Here is a 20774-nt window from a genome sequence, read left to right on the forward strand (position 1 = left end):
ATTAATTCAGAGTTGAGTGAATATTGTGTTTATATTTGCTTTGAAAACACTAATTTTGCAATGAATGAGCGTGATGGATAGATTTGACGAAAGAATATTGCTTGAGCTAAAAGGTAACGGCAGATTGTCAAACGTTGAGTTATCTCAACGCGTAGGGTTATCGCCATCTGCGACATTACGTCGGGTACAAGAACTTGAACGAACGGGTGTTATTACAGGCTATAGAGCAACACTCGATGCGAACAAAATGGGTATTGGGTTTGTTGCTTATGTGACAATTGGTTTAGCCAATCATAGTAAGCAATCACAAATTGGCTTTGAAGAGCACGTGATAGAGGCCAAGGAAGTGGTCGAATGTCATAATATTACTGGTGCGAATGAATACCTACTTAGAGTTGAGACGGCAGATCTATCGTCGTATAAGCGTTTTCATTCTGATGTGCTTGGTGAGATCCCGCAGGTTAATTCTATTTCGACGCTTGTTGTAATGGAAACCCCAAAAGATGATAGATGACAGATGTAAAAAAGGCATCATAAGTTGATGCCTTCAATTTTTGTTTTACAACAATGTTAGCAAGAGTAGCGCTCTAGATTACGCTTCATCATCACCAAAACCGCCGAAGTCGTCGCCGCCAAAGAAGCCTTCGTCACCACCAAAGCCACTGTCGCCCATGTCGTTGTTAGCAAGGCCATCATCAAAACCAGCATCACCAAAACCATCACTACCAAAGCCACTTTCTTCAAACCCTGCGTTACCGAAGCCACCAGAGCCATCGGTGTAGTCAGAGGCGAAGCTTGATGAGTCATCAAGGAAGCCACCTGAACTGTCTTCTGCAGAAGCGAGGCCTTCATCCATACCTGACATATTTTCTGTTGGTGCGGCGTCCGCAGTATCAGCTGCGGCGGTTTCTGCTGCAGGGTCATCATTGTTGAACAGCGCATTGCTGATCATATTACCGGCGACCATACCTACAGCAACACTTGCTGCTGTTTGCATGAAACCACCAAATGCACTTGGCTGATGGCTAGGTTGAGGTGGTTGTGGCGCAGGGCGATTACCACCCATCATTTTGCTTAGTGCACCACGATTAGATTCTGTTTTATGGTGATCAACACATTTTTCGAGATAGTCGTTTTTTTGTTTTAGTTCTTTTAGCGCCATTTCTTGGACCAACACGGCTTGTGTCAGCTTGTAAACAGCATCATTCTGCGAGGCAATCTCGTTGCCAATTAGTTGCTCTGCATCAGCGTCTTTGGCCTTGCTTGGGCTTTGCTTTAGCTTATTCGCAACATTTTGAATGAGTTCTTTTTCTTGTGGAGTCATTGCTTACCTTCTCTTAAATGTAACTATGCACTATTTAGTGCTTTGTTATTATGACCGCCATCCTAGCTCAGGGTTCATGTTTCAATCTGTAACCTTGCGTTACCAAATGAAAAAATCCGGCGGAGGCCGGATTTTAAAGGCAGTGTAAAGCGTTGGCAATTATTGTTTAACACCTTCCACGTGAAGCTCTAAATCAGCATAGCTCGAGTCACCCATGACTTGAATACCAAAGTCTGCTAGCTCAATACGGGTTGTGCCGCTAAAGCCTGCACGGTAGCCACCCCAAGGGTCATCGCCTTCACCGATAAATTTCGCATCGATTACAAGTGGTTTGGTTTGGCCATGTAAGGTTAGATCGCCATAAATTGCCATCTCACCATTACCTTTAGCTTCAACTTTACTCGAGGTGAAAGTTGCGGTTGCGTATTTCTTTACGTCAAGAAAGTCATCGCTACGAACATGCTTATCACGTTCCGCGTGGTTTGTATCAAAACTGGTGGTATCGACGTTTACCGTTACTTTTGAATCAGAAACATTCATTGGGTCGTAGCTGAAAGAGCCATCAAAGGTGTTGAATCGACCTTTAATATAGCTATAACCGAGGTGCTTGATCTTAAGGTTGATGGATGCATGTGCACCTTCAGTATCAATTACGTAGTCTGCGGCAGATGCAATAGTTGGTACCGATGCTGCAGCCATAATACCTAGTGCGATAAGATGCTTTTTCATTGTGTCTTTACTCCCAACATTTTTTTCAATGTGTTGTCTTTATTTATGAAGTGGTGCTTTAAGGCCGCAAGGGCGTGTATTGCTGCGAGTCCAATTAAGGTAAACGCAAGGTAGTAATGAATTTCACCAGCAATATCTGCTTGATCTGGGAAAAGCTCCCCAAGTGCTGGTACGCTAAACCAATCAAAAACAGCGATAGCTCGACCATCAGCTGTCGATATAAGGTAGCCGGATACAAAAATGCCAATCAGTAAGAAATAGATGAAGGTATGGGCTAGTTTAGCCGCCGCAATTTCCCATTTAGCGCCGTCAATGGCTGGTGGTTTTGATATCCGCTTCCAAACTAAGCGAAATAGGGTGATGAGGGCCAAGCAGATGCCGACAGATTTATGCCAATGCGGTACAGGTTTATACCACTGTGAATAGTAGTTCAGGTCGACCATCCAAAGGCCCACAGCAAATAGCCCAATCACGGCTACGGCTGTTAACCAATGTAAGATAATCGAAAGCCAATCGTAGGTTTGCTTTTGCTTGTCCATGAGCATGTTCGTTTGTGGTTAATACAAACAAGTCTAGTTTTTCTAGCGAATAACAACAGGCATGCTAGTTGAACAAGTACATCAAATTATTTGAATAAACATGATTTCACAGGCTATGAGTGATTAGGCTGCTCATATAAAAAACCACTAACGTTATGAGTTAGCGGTTTATTATGGTTATCACTTGTTTAGCGAAGTATGTTGTTATCGTGTCGCCAGTCCATGATTGTCCACTCATTCATTTGAGCATGAAGTGCTAACGTAGGGTCGGGGTTTACAGCAAAAGGACGATCTACAGCATTGAGTAACGGCAGGTCGTTAATTGAATCGCTGTAGGCATAGCTTCCTTTAAAATCAGTATCTTGCTTGCTTATCCATGCTTTCATTCGGGTTACCTTTCCTTGCTGGTAGCTGAGTGTGCCCGTTGTATTGCCTGTTATTTTTCCATTGACTTGCTCAAGCTTGATCGCAATGGTGTCGTCGACACCAAGCATGTTTGCAATTGGCTTGACGAGGTGTTCGCCTGTCGCAGAAACAATAAGCACTTTATCACCGCGCTTTTTGTGCCAATTAATACGACTTACGCCATCTTGGTATATCGCGGGTTTGATTTTTTGCTCAATAAAAGTTTCTATTAAGGCTTCTAACTTTGCACTATCTAAACCTATCAGTGGTTTTAGCGTCGCTCGCATGTAGTCTTTCATATCCATTTTGCCTTTTGCATAGGCTTCCATGAATGTTTGTTCTTCTTTTAAAAGCGCTGAGCTTGCGATGTTTTGCTCAACTAAAAATGCACTCCACAAACTGGCAGAGTCGGCAGCGATAAGAGTTTCATCAAGGTCAAAAATAGCAAGGTAGGGTGTACCTTTAGAGACTAGATTGTTATTGCTCAATGTGTGTTCCTATTTTTTAATTCTAAATATATGGGTAAACGCTTTGTTTGTTGAAAGCCTATGCAAGAGTGATGACATTATGCTTTCAGGTTTGTGTACTTTTTAAGTCAGTAGCCAGATCGTATTTAGAGTGACAAGGCTTTTTCTTGCTATTGTTTCATGCAAAAAAGATTGTAAATTGTGATATGCATTTCATTATCTTGATTAATATCTGGTGATGTGCCAATTAATTATTATGTTAACCATATTGTGATTCACTAACATGGATGAATAGTGGAGAAAATATTAAGGACAAGGTATGAGATTGAGCAGCGTTTGGTTGTACATGAAAATGGTAGCCATTGCGCAAAATATCAGGGGTTATGCTTAAAGAGTGCTTTTCAGGCGATAGTCGATGTAAATGGTAACCCGTTTGGCTACGAGGCTTTGCTGCGTGTACATGATTCAACAGGTGCACCTGTCGATACTGCGTTGCTTTTTAATGACTACCAGAAACAATTGCACCACCTCATCAACCTTGATCGATTAGCAAGGGTTATTCACTTGCGTAATTTTTCGCAATTTCTCTCGACCAGCTACCTGTTTATCAATATGAGTCCTATCACGATTATAGATGGAGAAAGCCAGTCTTTAACGAGTCAGTTGTTGCTACCAAGAATTAAAGAACTAGGTTTACAGCCAGAGAAAATATATGTCGAAATTTTAGAGCATTTTTACCACGATAATGAAAAACTTGTCCGTGCGATTGATAGTCTTCGAAATTGTGGCCTTAGAATCGCGGTCGATGATTTTGGTGTTCAAGGCTCTTCAGAGCAAAGAACTCGCGCTATTCGACCGAACATCATTAAGATAGATAAGAGCTTGCTTGATACATATATTCAGGGTGACAGTAAATCTATCTTTGATGCGATTACTGTAGCGAGAGATTTAAAGGCTAGCGTGTTAATTGAAGGCATTGAAAATAAAGCCGCTTATCAAGCCGCTAGGATGCTTGGTGCCGATTATTACCAAGGATATTATACGGGTCGCCCGCAATTGATAGCTTCAATGGTTGACCCATATAAAATGGTAATGAGTACTTGATTTACCCAAGCTATAGCATCTAATGAGTGAGCCTATTACTTACTCATTACTCCTTTTTATCTGCAATCCCTCCTTGGGTTAAGGTTAGCGGATTCAATAGTGCCTCGAGCTCTTTACGACTAAGATCGGTCTCCTCTTCAGCAACATCAATGATATCCCGGCGTTCTTGGTAGGCTTTTTTGGCGATTTTTGCCGCGTCTAAATAGCCAATGATTGGATTCAAAGCGGTCACCAATATTGGGTTTTTAGCTAATGCCTGCTGTAAATTATCTTCACGAATGGTAAATGATGATATAGCTTTGTCTGCTAATAGGTTAAGGCTGTTCGACAATAGCTCAATGCTTTGTAATAAGTTATAGCCAATGACAGGTAACATGACATTGAGTTGAAAATTACCCGATTGGCCAGCCACAGTAATGGTCGTGTCATTACCGATAATTTGCGCTGCGACCATTGCTGCGGATTCAGGTACAACAGGATTAACTTTCCCCGGCATAATTGAAGAACCTGGCTGTAATGCTTCTAACTCGATATCACCAAGGCCAGCTAATGGCCCGGAGTTCATCCACCGTAGATCATTTGATATCTTCATTACGGCAACAGCTGCCGTTTTGAGTTGGCCAGATAAACTTACAATGGCATCTTGGCTACTTAGGTTGTAGAAGAAGTTATCACTGACCTGAAAGTCAACTTCTGTTGAAATTGAAATGTTATTAGCAAAAATAGCCGCAAATTCAGGCTCAGCATTAATACCCGTACCAACGGCTGTCCCACCTTGCGCCAAAGCACAGACGGTTTCGAGTGACTGTTGGATCCCATGTTGCGCTTTTTCTAATTGTGTTTTCCAGCCTTGGAGTTCTTGAGCTAGGGTGACGGGCATTGCATCCATTAAGTGGGTACGGCCGGTTTTTACAATATGGCCAACCTGTTGAGTTTTTGTATCGATTGTACTGATGATATGGTCAAAAGCTGAAAACAACTCACAATGACAAGCCAGAGCCGCACTGACCTGGATCGCCGTTGGAATAACATCATTACTGCTTTGTCCCATGTTAACGTCATCATTGGCACTAATTTCGGTATTGGCTTTTAATGATGCTAGAGAAGCAATGACTTCGTTTGCATTCATATTAGAACTCGTGCCAGAGCCCGTTTGGAAGACATCGATAGGGAATTGGTCATGATATTGACCATCAATAATGTCTTGGCAACTGTCTATAATGGCATGTGCTTTATCATGTGTGAGTAAGTTCAGTGCTAAATGGCTTCTAGCGGCAGCTTGTTTGATGTAGGCGAGTGCCATAATAAACTTTGCTGGCATTGGGATGCCACTGACGGGAAAGTTATTAATGGCTCTTTGGGTTTGTGCTTTATAGAGTGCATCAGCAGGGACATGAACCTCGCCCATACTGTCAGTTTCAATACGATAGTTCTTCGGCATGAGAGCCCCCATTCATTATGTGCATTGTCATATGCATCATGATTTTATACTTTTAGCTTATACCAGCCACTCAATAGCTGCGTTAGAAGTTTTATAATTAGAATGATTAGTTAACGGAATTTCTATCATGTTATTACGGGTTTATCTCATGTAAATGATGGTCATAGCATCATCCAGATTTGGATAAGTATTTTGGTACGTTATAAAATTCTAACTTTTAATTCATAGTCTTAATTAAGCTGTTACTACATTCTATTTAGACGAAGAAAAATAGAAGCAATTATGTGACATCTTTCACACAGGTCATAAAAGAGAAAAATGAAACCTATCAACCTTCTGTTATGATGGCTGAAGATATGAAATGTAGGTGAGATTATGAAACAGACATTAAAAAGTTTACTTGCGGTTCTCGTCGCTGCAAATATGGCTGCGCCTGCATACGCTGATCCCGTAGAACGAAGTGTTACACCGGAGTTAACCGTACCTAAAGCGTTAAGGTTACTTGAAAATCAAGGTTATCACGACTTTCGTAAAATCAAGGTCGAACGAGATAATCATGAAATTGAGGTTGAAGCTCGAAATCCTGACGGTCATCGTGTGGAAATAGAATTAGACCTTTTTAGTGGTAAAATCATCGATATCGAAAGGGATTGATCTCTGAGTAATATACCCAGCATGACCTGGGTATATTACCGAGTTGCTATCGCTTTTCTAGCATGGCACAACTTATACCAGTGAGAATTAGAGTTTGCTTTCCTTCTCCATCTTGCAAGTTCGATGGATTACTTGGTGATAGAGTGACTTCTGGCAGCCCGAGTATTTCTTGATATACACCTTCCGGCAGATCAATGCTAATGGTCGACTCACTCTTATTGATTGCCACCATACCTTTTTTTCCTCGACAAAAAACAATATGCTCAGGACTTGCTTCAATGTGGTGCATTGGTTCGCCATGCATTAAATTGTGGAATTTGATCATCCTGGCTAGCGTTTGATTTTGCCAAGCATCATACCAGCGAGGCTCTCCGTTAATATTATTAATACCACTTGCGTTTAAATCGCTGTAAATCAATGGCACGCCGCCGTCACGACCTAGAATATAGCAATAGGCAAGTAGCTCGTTCTTCTCAGACATAACTTGCTTGAGAAAGACGTCGTTATTGGGAATATCGTGAGTAATTGTGAAGGTAATGGCTCTATCGTAGGCGAGAGCCTCTCCCACAGAATAAGGGTTAACAAGATCAGATATGGGCTTATCATTTTCCAAGCTATTGAAAATAGAATGGAAAAGTGGGAAATCATAAGCACCAAGCGAAGTGTCTTTAAGATACGGCTCAAGGAATAAATTATATTCTTCCTTACTTGCACCGCCATCTGTAATTATTTCGCCAAAGATGTGTGTCCCTGCACTAATTTCCTCGTCCCACACCTGTTGAATATGTTCCAGTGTTAAGTGTTTTGCAGCATCAATTCGAAAGCCATTTACCCCAAGTTGCTTTAAAGCTATAAGGTATTGTTGTTGTTTTTTTACTACATTTTTATTGCACTTTAGAGTCGGTAGTCCAGGGTCGTCATGACCGCCACTGATTCTTCCATGCTGAACTTGCCAAGGATCGTTCCAATTTTGAATGGGAAACGCTTTTACAAAATCTGACTCCGAAAAAAGATTTCCAGACAAATCACCAAATAGCTTCAATTTTTCAAAGTATTTATCTGCAGCTAGATAGTCTGTTTTAACAGCTTCTGATGGGTAGTTGAGATCGCCTCGCAAGTGGGATTCATTTGCCATGTGGTTGAACACGACATCGACATAAATATCCACATTACAGGCTTTTAATATATTGGTCATTGCGATGAAATCATCGGTATTGCCTAATTGATTATCAATAACTCGGTAATCTTGCGGCTGGTAGCGTTGCCACCATTCCGTGCCGTTTTTGCTCTTATGAGATTTCATTGGTGGTGATACGAGTACAGCTTTGAAGCCAGCATCTGCAATTGCTGCYGCTTTTTCTGTCACTCTCTGATAGGGCCAATCAAAAGCATGCAAAATAACATTGGTTGCTTTTGCCGATGCTAAGTTAGAGACGCTTGTTGTCATTGTCTTCGCCTTTCAAATGAACTCAGTAAAGTTTACCGACTGATTTTGCAAAAGTATTCATCATACACTATCGAAGTAAGGGGAGTAGAAAGGGGGGAGTAGGTAAAAAAAGCGTTTAAAAACAGAGTACTTTTCGATTGTGACAATAATATAAAATTTTGGTGGATTTTTTTGCCTTGTGAATAAAAGTTAAAGTGATATTGTAAATACCGCACCAAATGTGATCCAGATCAGCAGGATGCTGTATGGTTAAAAAATAAGACACATGTAGAATAATAAACAAATTTCAGTGCACACCCATTCTCATTGGGTATAGAACTGTGATATATATGTAATTAATTGCTTACTAACAAGGAGGTACACCATGGCTGGTGTTTTAGGAATGATTTTGGCAGGTGGAGAAGGGTCTCGTCTACGCCCTCTTACGGATTCACGTAGTAAACCTGCAGTGCCATTTGGTGGTAGTTACCGCTTAGTTGACTTTGCATTGAATAATTTTCTCAATGCAGATCTGATGAAGATTTATGTTCTTACTCAGTTCAAGTCACAATCGTTATATGTCCATATGAAGAAAGGGTGGAATATTTCAGGAATAACGGGTCGTTTTATCGATCCTATTCCAGCACAAATGCGTATGGGTAAGCGCTGGTATGATGGCACCGCAGATGCTATTTACCAGAATATGCGTTTTATGCAACTAGAAGAACCTGATCAGGTTTGTATTTTTGGTAGTGACCACATCTACAAGATGGATGTTAAGCAAATGCTTAATTTCCACTTGGAGAAGAAGGCTGATCTGACGGTTGCGGCTCTGCGAATGCCTTTAAATGAAGCAAGTCAATTCGGTGTTATCGAAGTTGATGAAAACGGTTGTATGGTTGGCTTTGAAGAAAAACCAGAAAACCCGAAATCAATTCCTGGTGATCCTGAAAATGCACTAGTTTCAATGGGCAACTATATTTTTGAAACAGATGTTCTTTGCAAGGAGCTTGAAGAGGACGCTGCTAACGAAGAATCGAGTCATGACTTTGGTAAGGATATTATTCCTAAGCTTTTCCCACAGGGTAAAGTATTTGTTTATGACTTCATGACCAATGTTATTCCTGGTGAGAAGACAACGGGTTACTGGCGTGATGTTGGTACTATCGAGTCATATTGGCAGGCACACATGGATCTTCTTTCTGAAGATGCACCATTCTCTCTATATAACCGTCAGTGGCAGCTTCATACTTATTACCCGCCACTACCGCCAGCAACACTACTTGATAGTGATGAACATAAAGTTGATACCAACAACTGTATGATTTCAGCGGGTAGCTATATTCGTGGTACTAAAGTGTACAAATCAGTACTTGGTTTCCGTACGAATGTAGAGCATGGCACAACCATCAGCGAATCTGTTATTTTGGGTGATGTTAAAATTGGTGCAAACTGTTCTATTCGCAAAGCCATCATCGATAAAAATGTGCATATTGCCCCTGGTACAGTGATTGGCGAAAACCTTGAAGAAGATAGAAAGAAATACCATGTGTCAGACGAAGGAATTGTCGTGATACCAAAAGGAGCAAAAATTGGCTACTAGGAAAAAATCTTCACCGAAACCACTGAAAATACTGTTTGTTGCTTCAGAGGTTGAAGGTTTAGTCAAAACGGGCGGCTTGGCAGACGTTGCTAAGTCTTTACCTGCAGCACTAAACGCATTAGGTCATGATGTTCGGGTAGTCATGCCCTTATATCGTAAAGTGACTCAAGGTGAACAGGCCGAAGTACTGGCAGATACTGAACTGAATGTGGCGACGCAGCCAGAAGCTATCGCTTATAAAGTGAAACAGCTTTTTAGTGCTGATGTGCCTGTCTATGGTGTTGATGCCCCTTATTACTTTGACCGCGAAGAGCTATATGCCGAAAATAACCAAGCTTACTCTGATAATGGCGAGCGCTTTGCCTTTTTCAGTGCTGCTGCATTAGATCTTTGTGAAAAAGTAGGCTTCCAACCAGACGTAATTCATTGTAATGATTGGCACACAGGATTAGTGCCTTTCTTATTACGCACTCGTTATGCAGAAGACACTTTTTTTGCGAATGCAAAAAGTGTTATTACAATTCATAACGCAGTGTTTAAAGGTGAGTTTAACTACGACCAGTACAGTTTGATCCCTGAACTGATCCAGCGTCGCTATATTCAGGTTGAAACGAACCCATCTCACGTTAGCATGCTAAAGGCGGGCGTTGCCTATGCTGATAAAGTGAATGCAGTTAGCCCTAATTATGCGTCAGAGTTACTCACACACCTTGGTTCTCATGGCATGGAAGCTGATTTCCAAAGTCGTTCAAATGACCTTTACGGTATCGTAAATGGTTGTGACTATGGTGATTGGAGCTCTGAAACAGACCCTTATATTAAGCAAAATTTTAAAGCGAATAAGGTTAGCTTAGCGCGTGGCAAGAAAGCGTGTAAGCGCGATCTTCAGCAAAGCGTTGAACTGCCAGTGGTCGATGTACCGTTATACGGTATGGTTTGTCGCCTGACTGAGCAAAAGGGTGTTCAGTACTTATTGCCAATTCTTCGTGACTTCTTACTTAACGAAGTTCAGGTTGTCATAGTGGGTAGTGGTGATCCTAAACTTGCTGATGGTCTTCGTCAGGTAAGCGAAGAACATCCAGAGAAGTTTGCTTTTATTGAAGCATATGACAACCCGCTGGCTCACCGTGTTGAAGCTGGGTCTGACTTCTTTATGATGCCATCAGAGTTTGAGCCATGCGGTTTAAATCAAATCTACAGTCTTGCCTACGGTACATTACCTATTGTACGTGGTGTGGGCGGCCTAAAAGATACCGTCATTGACTACGATCAGACGCCGCAGGTAGCTACAGGTTTTATTTTTGATGCCCCAACACCTGAGGCATTGCTGATTAAGCTGCAGCGTAGTTTGCTGCTGTACTGTCAAAAGCCACAAGAGTTCAAGCGCTTACAGCAAAATGCAATGGCGTGTAAATTTGAATGGCAAGAAGCTGCAGAACAATATGTTCGCATGTACCTTGGTGATGAGCTAAGTGTTTTAGAAAAAAAGCAAACAGCTGAAAAGCAAGAAGCTTAAATTAATGCTTACATATAAACCCTCTTCGGAGGGTTTTTTTATATCTCAATAATGCCGTTATAACAATTATGATTCTTGAAGCCACTCAAAAAGTAATGTGAGTGAATGACTCATGTTTTCATGTGGGCACACAAGGTAATACCCTTTCCCTGATTTCACTGTTAAAGGGTGGGGCATTATTAAGCGGCCACTGTCTAAGTCTTGCTGAGCGAGTGTTACGTCACCAACAGCAATCCCAAAACCTTGAATCGCAGCACTAACCGCTAAATCTAATGTCGCAAACTGCTGATTTTGAGCTGAAAACGTATTGCCTGAATCACTCTCTGATAACCAAAGTCGCCAATCGCTTTGGTTTTGTGTGGCATGCAGCCATGTAAATAGACAAAGTTGATCCGCTGAAAGGTCTTGTGAATTATTGCTCAACAATGAAGGCGCGCACATTGGTGAAAGTGCTTCTTCGAACAGCAATTGTGTTATAAGCGTATTTGAATGGATCTCTGAGTCATAACAAATACCCGCACTAAAAGCCTCTGAGGCAAAGTTAATATTGTGATTAATTGCAGAAGTCAGTTCCACATCAATATCAGGGTAACACTGTTGGAACGCCATGAGCTTAGGTAATAGCCATGTCGTGATACAGCTAGGCGCTTTGAGTTTGATAGTTTGCTTGTCGGTCGTAATGGCCGCAATCGCTTGATGGATTTGATTCATGGCTTGTTCAACCAACGGTAAAAATTGCTGCCCTTTGTCAGTTAATATCAGTCCACGAGCATGGCGAGTGAATAATGGGACTTGTAACCGCTCTTCAAGTGCGATTATTTGGCGACTAACGGCACCTTGGGTGACATTCAACGTTTTTGCTGCATGGGTAAAACTTAACGTCTTCGCGGTGGCTAAGAACGCCTTTAGCTCTTTCATTGTTGGGGTTGGATTCATTGTTTCGCTTCCTTGACGCTCATTCTTTACCAAAAGAGCCATGATAAAAACTCATGCCTAGTATGCCGTTTTATCGTTTCCATTATCAATAGCAGGGTGCATATAATAGCTCTAATGATTTTTTATGTAATCAAAGTGATTTATTATTCCCTTCTGCAAAAAAAGGGGGGAAGCAAAGGAGTTGTAAATGGAGTCATTGGCCTCAAAGTTAGTACCAGCAGCAGTAGAGAAATTGATCCCCTATCAATCTGCTCGTCGGATCGGAGGAAGTGGTCATTTATGGTTGAATGCTAATGAGTTAGAAAGTAGTTGCCAATATGGCGATCAGGAAGAAGGTTATCATAGGTATCCGGACTTTTTGCCGCATGACATTGCAGACGCGTACCTTAAATTCTGTAATCGTACTGATGAATTATTGTCTTGTGATGCTGTTGCTGTTCGTGGCGCTGATGAAGCGATTGACTTACTAATCAGAACATTTTGCCAACCAGGTGTTGATAACATCATGGTCTGTACTCCTACTTATGCTATGTATGAGTTTTGTGCTGATTCAATTGCAGCTAAAACCGTAAATGTACCGTTGATGGCGAACTTCCAATTGGATGTGGCGGCAATGAAGGCGCAGTTACCCAGCGTGAAGCTTGTGTTCCTATGTTCGCCAAATAACCCAACTGGGAACATTATCGAACGCGCTGATATTGTCGACTTACTTGAGGCTGCAAAAGATCAGGCACTGATTGTGGTCGATGAGGCGTATATTGAGTTTGCTCCTCATAGTACAGTGGTTGATTTGATGCGAGAGTACCCGCATTTGGTGGTGATCCGTACATTATCTAAAGCCTTTGGCTTAGCGGCAATACGCTGCGGGTTTTTACTCGCAGATAGCAGCGTAATGAGTTACGTATCTCGTTTGATAGCTCCTTATCCCATTGCTGATCCAATTGCAGAAATTGCTCTGAAAGCATTAGCGCCAGCTGGTACTGATAAAATGCAGACTCAAGTCGATCAGCTTATTTCAATCAGAGAGTGGTTCGCTAGTGAGCTAGTAAATTTATCGATAGTAGAGCAGGTTATGCCATCGGCAACCAACTTTGTTTTGGTGAAGTTTAATACGAAAACTTGCATATACACTTATCTGTGTAGCAAAGGGATCGTAACTCGGAATCAGAGCCATGAGTCTGCATTGACCGGGTGCGTCAGGATCTCGATTGGTTCACGGGAAAGTATGCAAGAAACCCTTCAAGCGTTAAAAAATTATCAGCTTAACGATTTGGCATAAAAGGAATTTTTAAATGAAAAAAATAATGACAGTTGGCCTGATATTGGCTTCATTTTTTGTAGCTACAACGCATGCGTCAGAGCGTCCAGTTCGCTTGGCATCAGACTTTACTTATCCGCCGTTTAACTACAAAGACGCATCAGGCACGCCGCAAGGTTTTGATATTGAGATTGCAGATGCTTTGTGCACAGAAGCCGAATTGAAATGTGAATGGGTTTCTCAAAGTTGGGATGGGTTGATACCGTCATTACTATCACGCAAGTCAGATGTGATCATGGCTTCAATGCGTATTACAGATGAGCGAAAAAAACGTGTGCTCTTCACTGATAAATATTATCAAACACCAGCTCGATTTGTTGCTGCGAAGACGGCGGAGTTTGATGTGAGTGAATCGGGTCTAGAGGGTAAACGTATCGGGGTGCAGCTTGGTACGATCCATGACCGTTATGTCACTGACATGTATGGCGATGTTGCCAATATTCGCCGTTACAACGGGCAAGATGAAGTCTACCTTGATCTACAAAGCGGCCGTTTAGATACCGTTTTTGGAAACTCAGATCAACTTGCATTAGCTTTCTTGGAAAAAGAATATGGCCAAAATTTCGAGTTCGTCGGTGAAGCTGTTACGGATAAATCTTATATTGGGGAAGGTACAGCGTTAGCACTTCGGTTAAACGATAAAAAATTAGCTGGTAAATTTAATGATGCGATTGCCACTATTAGAGCCAACGGCACTTACGATCAAATTGCAGCAAAATATTTTAAGTTCGATATTTATGGCGAATAAAGTGGCTTTATACCAACCTACATAAGTACTTGATCAGTCTTACTGGTTATAACCGTTGTTCTCTACGTTAGAGATTTTGTAATTAGAACCACTAGTTACTGCAATCCCTGCCTTGATAACAACAATTTTTCCTGCGTAATACTTAGCTCAATTACTTATCCAGATTGGTATTACTCTGAACAAGAGTTAAAACACAATTAGGCAGTTAGCTAGTTAAACCCCACCAGTGAAAGCTGGTGGGGTTTATTTATGGTGAAAGAGAGTCGCTGCAAGATTATTTTAAGCCAAGTCGTTTAGCTAGACGATGTAGGTTGCCCGTATCAACGTCGAGTTGTCTTGCTGTGGCAGCCCAATTCTGACCATTTTGACTATAAGCTTCCATGATGAGTTGACTCTGAAAGCTATCTGTTGCGCTTTTTAGCCCGCCATTCGGTAATAATGGCGTCACGGTTTTAGATTCAGTATTTACACCTAACGTCAGACTGGTGTGGGGTGTTTTTACCAAATTAAAGTGGTGCGGCATTAATTCAATTATTTGGTCACTTGATTCAGACCGAGCAATAACCGCTGCACGGTTGATCGCGTGCTCTAACTCACGGACGTTACCTGGCCAAGAATAGCTTTTTATCAAACTAACAGTAGCTACATTGAGGCGAATGTTTGAAACGCCAAGCTTAGCGATACAGCGTTCAGCAAAAAAGSCTGAGAGGAGAATGACATCATTATCACGGTCACGTAGAGGGGGCGCTTGTACGGGAAAAACACTCAAACGATGGTAAAGATCAGCTCTAAATTCGCCCGTTTTTACCTCTTCATGCAACGTTTTATTAGTTGCGGCAATAATGCGGGTATTTACTTTTAAGCTCCTGTCATCGCCAACTCGCTGCAAGTCACCATATTGTAAAACGCGCAAAAGTTTTGCTTGCAAAGACAATGGTAATTCACCTACCTCATCAAGAAATAACGTACCATTATCTGCAACTTCAAACTTTCCTTTTCGGTCACTTATGGCGCCTGTAAATGCACCTTTTACATGACCAAATAATTCACTTTCAGCAACAGATTCAGGCAGAGCCGCACAGTTTAAGTAAATCAAGGGTTTATCACTACGATGAGATTGTGCGTGAATAGATGCGGCAACTAACTCTTTACCAACACCTGTTTCACCTGTGATTAGAACGGTTAAATCCGTATTCGAGACGGCTTTAATCTGAGACTTTAATTCCTCCATGACAGCCGACTTCCCAATCATCGCGACAGTTCTACTCTGTACAGCGGTTATCGTTGAACTAAGCTGACCCGCTTTCCTTTCAAGCTTTTCCATCAGCAAAGCGGTATGCAAACTTGCAGCAGCTAACGCACTAATAATACGTAGTTCACTATTACTAAAGCCATCAAATTGGGTTGGGTTAAACCCATCAATAGTCAGGGCTCCAATTAAGCGATCTTCTGCGAGAAGAGGCAACCCAATACAAGCATGGACATGTAAGTTGTCATCATGGTTGGGGATCAGCCCATCATAAGGGTCGGGTAAATCACTGTCATGCGGAAAGCGAACAATGTCACCAGCACGAGCAATAACTTCTAATCGGGGGTGCTCTTCAATATTGAATTGTCGACCAAGTACTTCATCGAACATACCGTTAATCGCCAGTGGCGAGAAGTGCTGCTCTCTAAAAGCTAAGAGTGCTGAAGCATCACAACCAAATAAAGACTTTATCACCAGTAGCAACCGTTCGAAACGGTCTTGGCTTGAAAGGCCTTGTGTCAGGTCGAGTGCTAGTTGGGTGAGTTCTTGCTGGGTATTTTTCATGGGGAAGTCAGCTTAAATTATCGTCATCAATGTCATTATGACACTTACGGTGTCTTAATGACAGCTTCTTGTCGCTGTCAAAATGACAGTTATCTATATTAAATTTTTAGAAAGTTAATGTATATCAATACCTTAAAAAGTTGGCACAGAGGGTGCAATAGAAGAGGCAGAATTTAGCGCAATAGAACGCGCCCAATATTATTTGAAAGGGTAACAACATGACAATTCACGTTAAGAATAACATTCACTGGGTAGGCCAACGCGACTGGGAAGTTCAAGATTTCCACGGTACTGAATATAAAATGACAAAAGGTACTAGCTATAATAGCTATTTGATTCGTGAAGAAAAAAACGTACTTATTGATACTGTTGATCACCGTTTTAGCCATCAGTTCATTCAAAACCTTGAGATGGAAATCAATCTTGAGGATATCGATTATATCGTGATTAACCATGCCGAAGAAGATCACTCAGGTGCGTTAACGGCATTAATGGCAAAGATCCCGAATACCCCAATCTATTGTACAGAAAATGCGGTTGATTCGATTGTCGGCCATCATCATCATCCTGAGTGGAATTTTAAAACAGTAAAAACTGGCGATACGCTTGATATTGGTAATGGCAAACAGTTGATTTTCATTGAGGCTCCAATGCTGCATTGGCCTGATAGCATGATGACTTATTTAACGGGGGACGCCGTATTATTTAGTAATGATGCGTTTGGACAGCATTACTGTGACGAGCACTTATTTAATGATGAAGTGGATCAAAATGAGTTAAAGGAGCAGTGCTTACGCTATTACTCAAATATCTTGACGCCGTTTAGTAACCTAGTCACAGCGAAAATCCACGAGGTACTTAGTTTCAATGTACCTGTTGATATGATCGCAACATCGCACGGTATCGTATGGCGTGATAATCCAACACAGATCATTCATCAGTACCTTGAGTGGGCAGATAACTACCAAGAAGATCGTATCACCATTTTCTATGATTCTATGTCAAATAACACTCGCATGATGGCCGATGCCATTGCTCAAGGCATACACGATGTCGACCCCGCAGTTGCAGTTAAAGTGTTTAATGTGTCACGCCATGACAAGAATGAAATCCTGGCTAATGTATTTCGTTCGAAAGGTATTTTGGTGGGCTCATCGACGATGAATAATGTCATGATGCCTAAAGTCGCGGCTATGTTAGAGGAAATCACAGGGCTGCGCTTTAAGGATAAAAAAGCAGGGGCATTTGGCAGTTTCGGCTGGAATGGCGGAGCTGTTGACCGAATTCATGCGCGCTTAACCGATGCTGGCTTTGAGACAACGCTAGGTATCAAGACAAAATGGAAACCAGATGGCAAAGCGATGCGTGAATGCCGAGAGCATGGCCGGATGGTAGCAAAGCAATGGGCTTTACACGATTTAACTCAATCGCTGAAGCAAACTATTGTAAACCCAGAGCTTACTGATGTTCAGCAGAGTGCTGAAGTCGAAATGGTAGAAGCGGTAAATACAGCTTATACTGCGGTGGAACAGCAACAAAACTCAGATAGTCAGAAAATGCTGTGTACGGTTTGTAATTGGGTATATGACCCTGCAATCGGTGAACCTAATCAAGGTGTTGAGGTTGGCACTTGCTGGTCTGATATCCCTGAAAGCTTCCTATGTCCTGAGTGTAGCTTGGGCAAGGATGTTTTCGTGCCGGTTTGTGGAGAATAACGAATGACTTCACCCGTAATTATTATTGGTAGCGGGTTTGCCGCTTACCAATTGGTAAAAGCTATTCGCCGTAGTGATTCGCAGTTACCCATTCATGTATTCACCGCTGATGATGGTCATGACTATAACAAGCCAGATCTAAGTCATGTTGCATCTAAGCAGCTGCTCTCTGGTGACTTAATCCGCTTATGCGGAGAGTCGATAGCTGAGTCTCAAAATTTCATTTTGAATGCAAATACCACCGTTGATGTCATTAATACGGAGCAGAAAACGATTTCTGCAAATGGGGTTGAATATCCATATTCAAAACTAGTACTTGCGACGGGGGCAAGTGCATTTATTCCTAAGATGGCGGGTTCTGCTGTCGAGTCAGTCATAACGTTGAATAGCTTGAAAGAGTATGAATCGTGTCAGGATGAGCTTCACCTTGCGAAGCGAATCATGGTGATCGGTGGCGGATTAATTGGCACTGAACTGGCGATGGATCTTGCTAGCAGTGGTAAACATGTCGTTATCGTTGACCCTTGCGAGTCTCTTATGGCCAATATGCTGCCAGAATCGATTTCATATCAACTGGCTAAGAAGATGCGTCAACAAGGCACTGAAATAGTATTAAATAGCACGGTTACTGAATTGAATGCGATACCTGATCAAAAAGGCATTAAGGCGACATTAGCTTCAGGGCAGGACGTAAGTATTGATTGTGTTATTTCAGCTGCAGGTTTGATCCCAAACGTAGCCTTAGCGCATCAAGCCGGCATAAATGTAAATCGTGGCGTCGTGGTTGATAGTAGGTTAAAAACCTCGGTACCTGATATTTACGCGATTGGTGATTGTGCTGAAATTAACGGTAAGGTTATGGCTTATTTACAACCGGCTTTACTTAGTGCGAATGCATTAGCGAAAACGTTGTTGGGGCAAGAAACGAGACTAGTGTTGCCCCCTATGATGGTAAAAATTAAAACACCATTGTACCCAATGCAGCTAGGGGGGAGTGCTGTCGACGGTGTACAAAAATGGCAGATTGAAATCGATGAGGCAGGCAGTTGCGTGCAGTCTTTTGATAAGCAGGATGTTCTGACAGGTTTCGTGGTGACACAAGAGCGTGTAAAGCAAGCATTTCCACTGTTAAAAGAGCTATCTGTTAATTAAATAAATTTACTTTTTAATGGTAATTCCTTAGGAGGCGACAATGAGCCATCAACGTATTCCTGCAAACTGGACGATTCAACGTTCGACACCATTTTTCACTCAAGACAATGTGCCAGCAGCCTTGCTGAGTCATCACAACACAGCAGAAGGTGTTTTTGGTCAACTCTGTGTGATGGAAGGGGTTGTTACATATTATGGCTTTGCTGACAGTGAAGCGACTGAGCATGAAGTCAAAGTTGTTATTAAGGCTGGTGAATTTGCGACAAGCCCCCCTCAGTATTGGCACAGAATAGAACTTAGTGATGATGCGCAGTTTAATATCAATTTCTGGTCTGATAAAGACAGAACAGATAAGCCAATGTTTCACATAAAGAAATAGTATTGATCTAGGAGTTGGGTATACCCAACTCCAATTCATACTTGGTATATAAGGGAGTGAAATTAAGGGCCACTCACAAGATTTATATCAATAACACCCACCCTTGAATAAACAAATATATATCCCATACTAAACAGTATGCGCATGTGTGGGGGCATTTATGAACAAAATACTCATCAAATGGATGATGGTATTATCAATTACATTAATATTTGGATTATATTTTTTTCTTAATTTTAATGATCCGTTAGAAATGATTAGCTCCGGTAAAGTTGATAAGCATAGTCATACTTACAAGCATGAAGGTAGTGCCCCTATCACTCTAATCCAACCCATTACCACTCCTGAGCTTACACCAGAGATAAAACAGAAAGCTAAACTTGGTATGCGATTGTTTTTGGATGAAAATTTCTCGTCAAACCAGCAGGTTAGTTGTGAGTCATGCCATCATATATTTGATAATGGCGCGGAAACAATAAAGGTGTCTGTTGGAGTAAATGGTGCTGGAGAACGTAACTCTCCCACCGTATTTAATATTGCTAATAATGCTCGATTTTTTTGGGATGGTAGGGCTTCTAGTTTAGAAAAACAGATGGACGGCCCAGTACATAGTCCGTTAGAAATGGATACAAGTTGGCAGAAAATTGTTGCTTATGTCGCTGCCGATGAATCTTATCGTGTGCAATTTGATTTGGCGTTTAACGGCGAGATTAATGAGAGCACGGTGAAAGCATCATTAGTCACTTTTATGAGTGTATTGAATACACCAGATTCGCCTTTTGATAAATATTTGAAAGGAGAAGATAGTTCATTGGAACCAGCTGCTTTAGCGGGGTGGAAGAAGTTTAACTCGCTTGGTTGTATCGTATGCCACCAAGGTGTAAATATAGGCGGGAACCTATTCCAACGTTTTGGAAATATAGAAGGTACCCATATAACGAATGAAAAAGATCTTGGTCGTTACCACATAACAGGAAAAGAGCAGGACAAAGGCTTCTTTAGAGTTGCAAGCTTGAGGAATGTTGCCGAAACCCCTCCGTACTTTCATGATGGACGAACTGAGTCCCTCGAAGATGCTATCAAGATCATGGGAAAATTCCAATTGGGTCGTGATTTAGATGCAAGTACAGTTATAGAGCTGAGTGCTTTTTTACGTTCTTTGACGGCTCCGCCACCGCCAATACTAAAGGAGTTAGCTCAATGAAAAAGGCATTATTGAATACAAGCTTGGTGGATTACACTCTTTTTACTTTAATCATTTCATCGGTTACTTGGCTTATAATAAGTGTTACAAATATCAGTATCAGCAACCGATATCAGCAGTCCTATTTATTACATTCGCAGAATGTCGATCATAACCTCGAAGAAATTTATTCGTTCAAATATAGTGACTATAAAACGTATGATGATTTTTCATATGAATTAGTAAATGTTGAAAATTACTCGCAATTGCTCTACGAGAATGTGGTTGATAACTATAATAGATATCCAAAGTATATTAACCC

At 41.5% G+C, this 20774-nt stretch carries 20 protein-coding genes; 12 read left to right on the forward strand and 8 right to left on the reverse strand.

Annotation, left to right across the window (positions count from 1 at the left end; translation table 11 throughout):
- Nucleotides 1-73 precede the first annotated feature (73 nt).
- Nucleotides 74-514 carry an Lrp/AsnC family transcriptional regulator gene (locus L4D09_RS23835; RefSeq protein ID WP_428460035.1) on the forward strand — a complete coding sequence of 147 codons (441 nt, stop codon included), beginning with the start codon at nucleotides 74-76 and terminating at the stop codon, nucleotides 512-514.
- A 78-nt stretch (nucleotides 515-592) separates the two neighbouring features.
- Here the strand turns inward: L4D09_RS23835 and L4D09_RS23840 are convergent, their stop codons facing one another.
- The 4 genes from L4D09_RS23840 to L4D09_RS23855 all read right to left on the reverse strand — a co-directional run bounded on the left by L4D09_RS23840 (nucleotide 593) and on the right by L4D09_RS23855 (nucleotide 3485).
- Nucleotides 593-1324, reverse strand: a complete 732-nt coding sequence (locus tag L4D09_RS23840) for a DUF2076 domain-containing protein (protein WP_428460036.1) — start codon at nucleotides 1322-1324, stop codon at nucleotides 593-595.
- A gap of 159 nt (nucleotides 1325-1483) precedes the next feature.
- Nucleotides 1484-2053, reverse strand: coding sequence for a YceI family protein (locus L4D09_RS23845; RefSeq protein ID WP_428460037.1), 570 nt, complete (start codon nucleotides 2051-2053; stop codon nucleotides 1484-1486).
- Nucleotides 2050-2592 carry a cytochrome b gene (locus L4D09_RS23850; RefSeq protein ID WP_428460038.1) on the reverse strand — a complete coding sequence of 181 codons (543 nt, stop codon included), beginning with the start codon at nucleotides 2590-2592 and terminating at the stop codon, nucleotides 2050-2052. Before L4D09_RS23850 ends, L4D09_RS23845 begins: the two co-directional genes overlap by 4 nt.
- Nucleotides 2593-2780: 188 nt before the next feature.
- Nucleotides 2781-3485 (reverse strand): HAD family hydrolase, encoded by a 705-nt coding sequence (locus tag L4D09_RS23855; protein ID WP_428460039.1) that lies wholly within the window; start codon nucleotides 3483-3485, stop codon nucleotides 2781-2783.
- Between the two features lie 273 nt (nucleotides 3486-3758).
- On the opposite strand from L4D09_RS23855, the gene L4D09_RS23860 reads away from it, so the two are divergent.
- Nucleotides 3759-4568: an EAL domain-containing protein gene (locus L4D09_RS23860; protein ID WP_428460040.1), complete on the forward strand. Its 810-nt coding sequence runs from the start codon at nucleotides 3759-3761 to the stop codon at nucleotides 4566-4568.
- A gap of 46 nt (nucleotides 4569-4614) precedes the next feature.
- Here L4D09_RS23860 and L4D09_RS23865 read toward each other — a convergent pair whose 3' ends face one another.
- Nucleotides 4615-6009 (reverse strand): class II fumarate hydratase, encoded by a 1395-nt coding sequence (locus L4D09_RS23865; RefSeq protein WP_428460041.1) that lies wholly within the window; start codon nucleotides 6007-6009, stop codon nucleotides 4615-4617.
- Between the two features lie 375 nt (nucleotides 6010-6384).
- Between L4D09_RS23865 and L4D09_RS23870 the strand changes: the two genes are divergently transcribed.
- Nucleotides 6385-6663 (forward strand): PepSY domain-containing protein, encoded by a 279-nt coding sequence (locus L4D09_RS23870; RefSeq protein WP_428460042.1) that lies wholly within the window; start codon nucleotides 6385-6387, stop codon nucleotides 6661-6663.
- 46 nt (nucleotides 6664-6709) lie between these two features.
- On the opposite strand, the gene L4D09_RS23875 is transcribed toward L4D09_RS23870, so the two are convergent.
- Nucleotides 6710-8110, reverse strand: a complete 1401-nt coding sequence (locus L4D09_RS23875) for an alpha-amylase family glycosyl hydrolase (protein WP_428460043.1) — start codon at nucleotides 8108-8110, stop codon at nucleotides 6710-6712.
- Nucleotides 8111-8474: 364 nt separating this feature from the next.
- Between L4D09_RS23875 and glgC the strand changes: the two genes are divergently transcribed.
- Nucleotides 8475-9692, forward strand: a complete 1218-nt coding sequence (gene glgC / locus L4D09_RS23880; RefSeq protein ID WP_428460044.1) for a glucose-1-phosphate adenylyltransferase — start codon at nucleotides 8475-8477, stop codon at nucleotides 9690-9692.
- The gene (gene glgA, locus L4D09_RS23885) at nucleotides 9682-11208 is read left to right on the forward strand and encodes a glycogen synthase GlgA (protein ID WP_428460045.1); all 1527 of its coding nucleotides are present in this window, start codon (nucleotides 9682-9684) and stop codon (nucleotides 11206-11208) included. The genes glgC and glgA overlap by 11 nt, the downstream gene beginning before the upstream one ends.
- 66 nt (nucleotides 11209-11274) lie before the next feature.
- Here glgA and L4D09_RS23890 read toward each other — a convergent pair whose 3' ends face one another.
- The gene (locus L4D09_RS23890; protein ID WP_428460046.1) at nucleotides 11275-12144 is read right to left on the reverse strand and encodes a LysR family transcriptional regulator; all 870 of its coding nucleotides are present in this window, start codon (nucleotides 12142-12144) and stop codon (nucleotides 11275-11277) included.
- Nucleotides 12145-12331: 187 nt separating this feature from the next.
- Between L4D09_RS23890 and hisC the strand changes: the two genes are divergently transcribed.
- Together hisC and L4D09_RS23900 are read left to right on the forward strand one after the other, a co-directional pair.
- Nucleotides 12332-13423 (forward strand): histidinol-phosphate transaminase, encoded by a 1092-nt coding sequence (hisC, locus tag L4D09_RS23895; protein ID WP_428460047.1) that lies wholly within the window; start codon nucleotides 12332-12334, stop codon nucleotides 13421-13423.
- 13 nt (nucleotides 13424-13436) lie between these two features.
- Nucleotides 13437-14210, forward strand: a complete 774-nt coding sequence (locus L4D09_RS23900) for an ABC transporter substrate-binding protein (RefSeq protein ID WP_428460048.1) — start codon at nucleotides 13437-13439, stop codon at nucleotides 14208-14210.
- Between the two features lie 274 nt (nucleotides 14211-14484).
- Here L4D09_RS23900 and norR read toward each other — a convergent pair whose 3' ends face one another.
- Complete coding sequence (gene norR / locus L4D09_RS23905) at nucleotides 14485-16023, reverse strand: nitric oxide reductase transcriptional regulator NorR (protein ID WP_428460049.1); 1539 nt, start codon at nucleotides 16021-16023, stop codon at nucleotides 14485-14487.
- Between the two features lie 218 nt (nucleotides 16024-16241).
- On the opposite strand from norR, the gene norV reads away from it, so the two are divergent.
- The 5 genes from norV to L4D09_RS23930 form a co-directional block, all read left to right on the forward strand.
- Nucleotides 16242-17738 (forward strand): anaerobic nitric oxide reductase flavorubredoxin, encoded by a 1497-nt coding sequence (norV, locus tag L4D09_RS23910; RefSeq protein WP_428460050.1) that lies wholly within the window; start codon nucleotides 16242-16244, stop codon nucleotides 17736-17738.
- 3 nt (nucleotides 17739-17741) lie between these two features.
- On the forward strand, nucleotides 17742-18890 hold the full coding sequence (norW, locus tag L4D09_RS23915; protein ID WP_428460051.1) for an NADH:flavorubredoxin reductase NorW: 1149 nt from the start codon (nucleotides 17742-17744) through the stop codon (nucleotides 18888-18890).
- A gap of 40 nt (nucleotides 18891-18930) precedes the next feature.
- On the forward strand, nucleotides 18931-19269 hold the full coding sequence (locus tag L4D09_RS23920; RefSeq protein WP_428460052.1) for a TehB family protein: 339 nt from the start codon (nucleotides 18931-18933) through the stop codon (nucleotides 19267-19269).
- A gap of 160 nt (nucleotides 19270-19429) precedes the next feature.
- On the forward strand, nucleotides 19430-20473 hold the full coding sequence (locus tag L4D09_RS23925) for a cytochrome-c peroxidase (RefSeq protein WP_428460053.1): 1044 nt from the start codon (nucleotides 19430-19432) through the stop codon (nucleotides 20471-20473).
- Nucleotides 20470-20774: hypothetical protein (locus tag L4D09_RS23930; RefSeq protein WP_428460054.1), on the forward strand; the 305-nt coding region annotated here is incomplete at its 3' end. The genes L4D09_RS23925 and L4D09_RS23930, both read left to right, overlap by 4 nt.

The sequence above is a fragment of the Photobacterium makurazakiensis genome, assembly GCF_050336715.1.
Lineage (GTDB): Bacteria > Pseudomonadota > Gammaproteobacteria > Enterobacterales > Vibrionaceae > Photobacterium > Photobacterium makurazakiensis.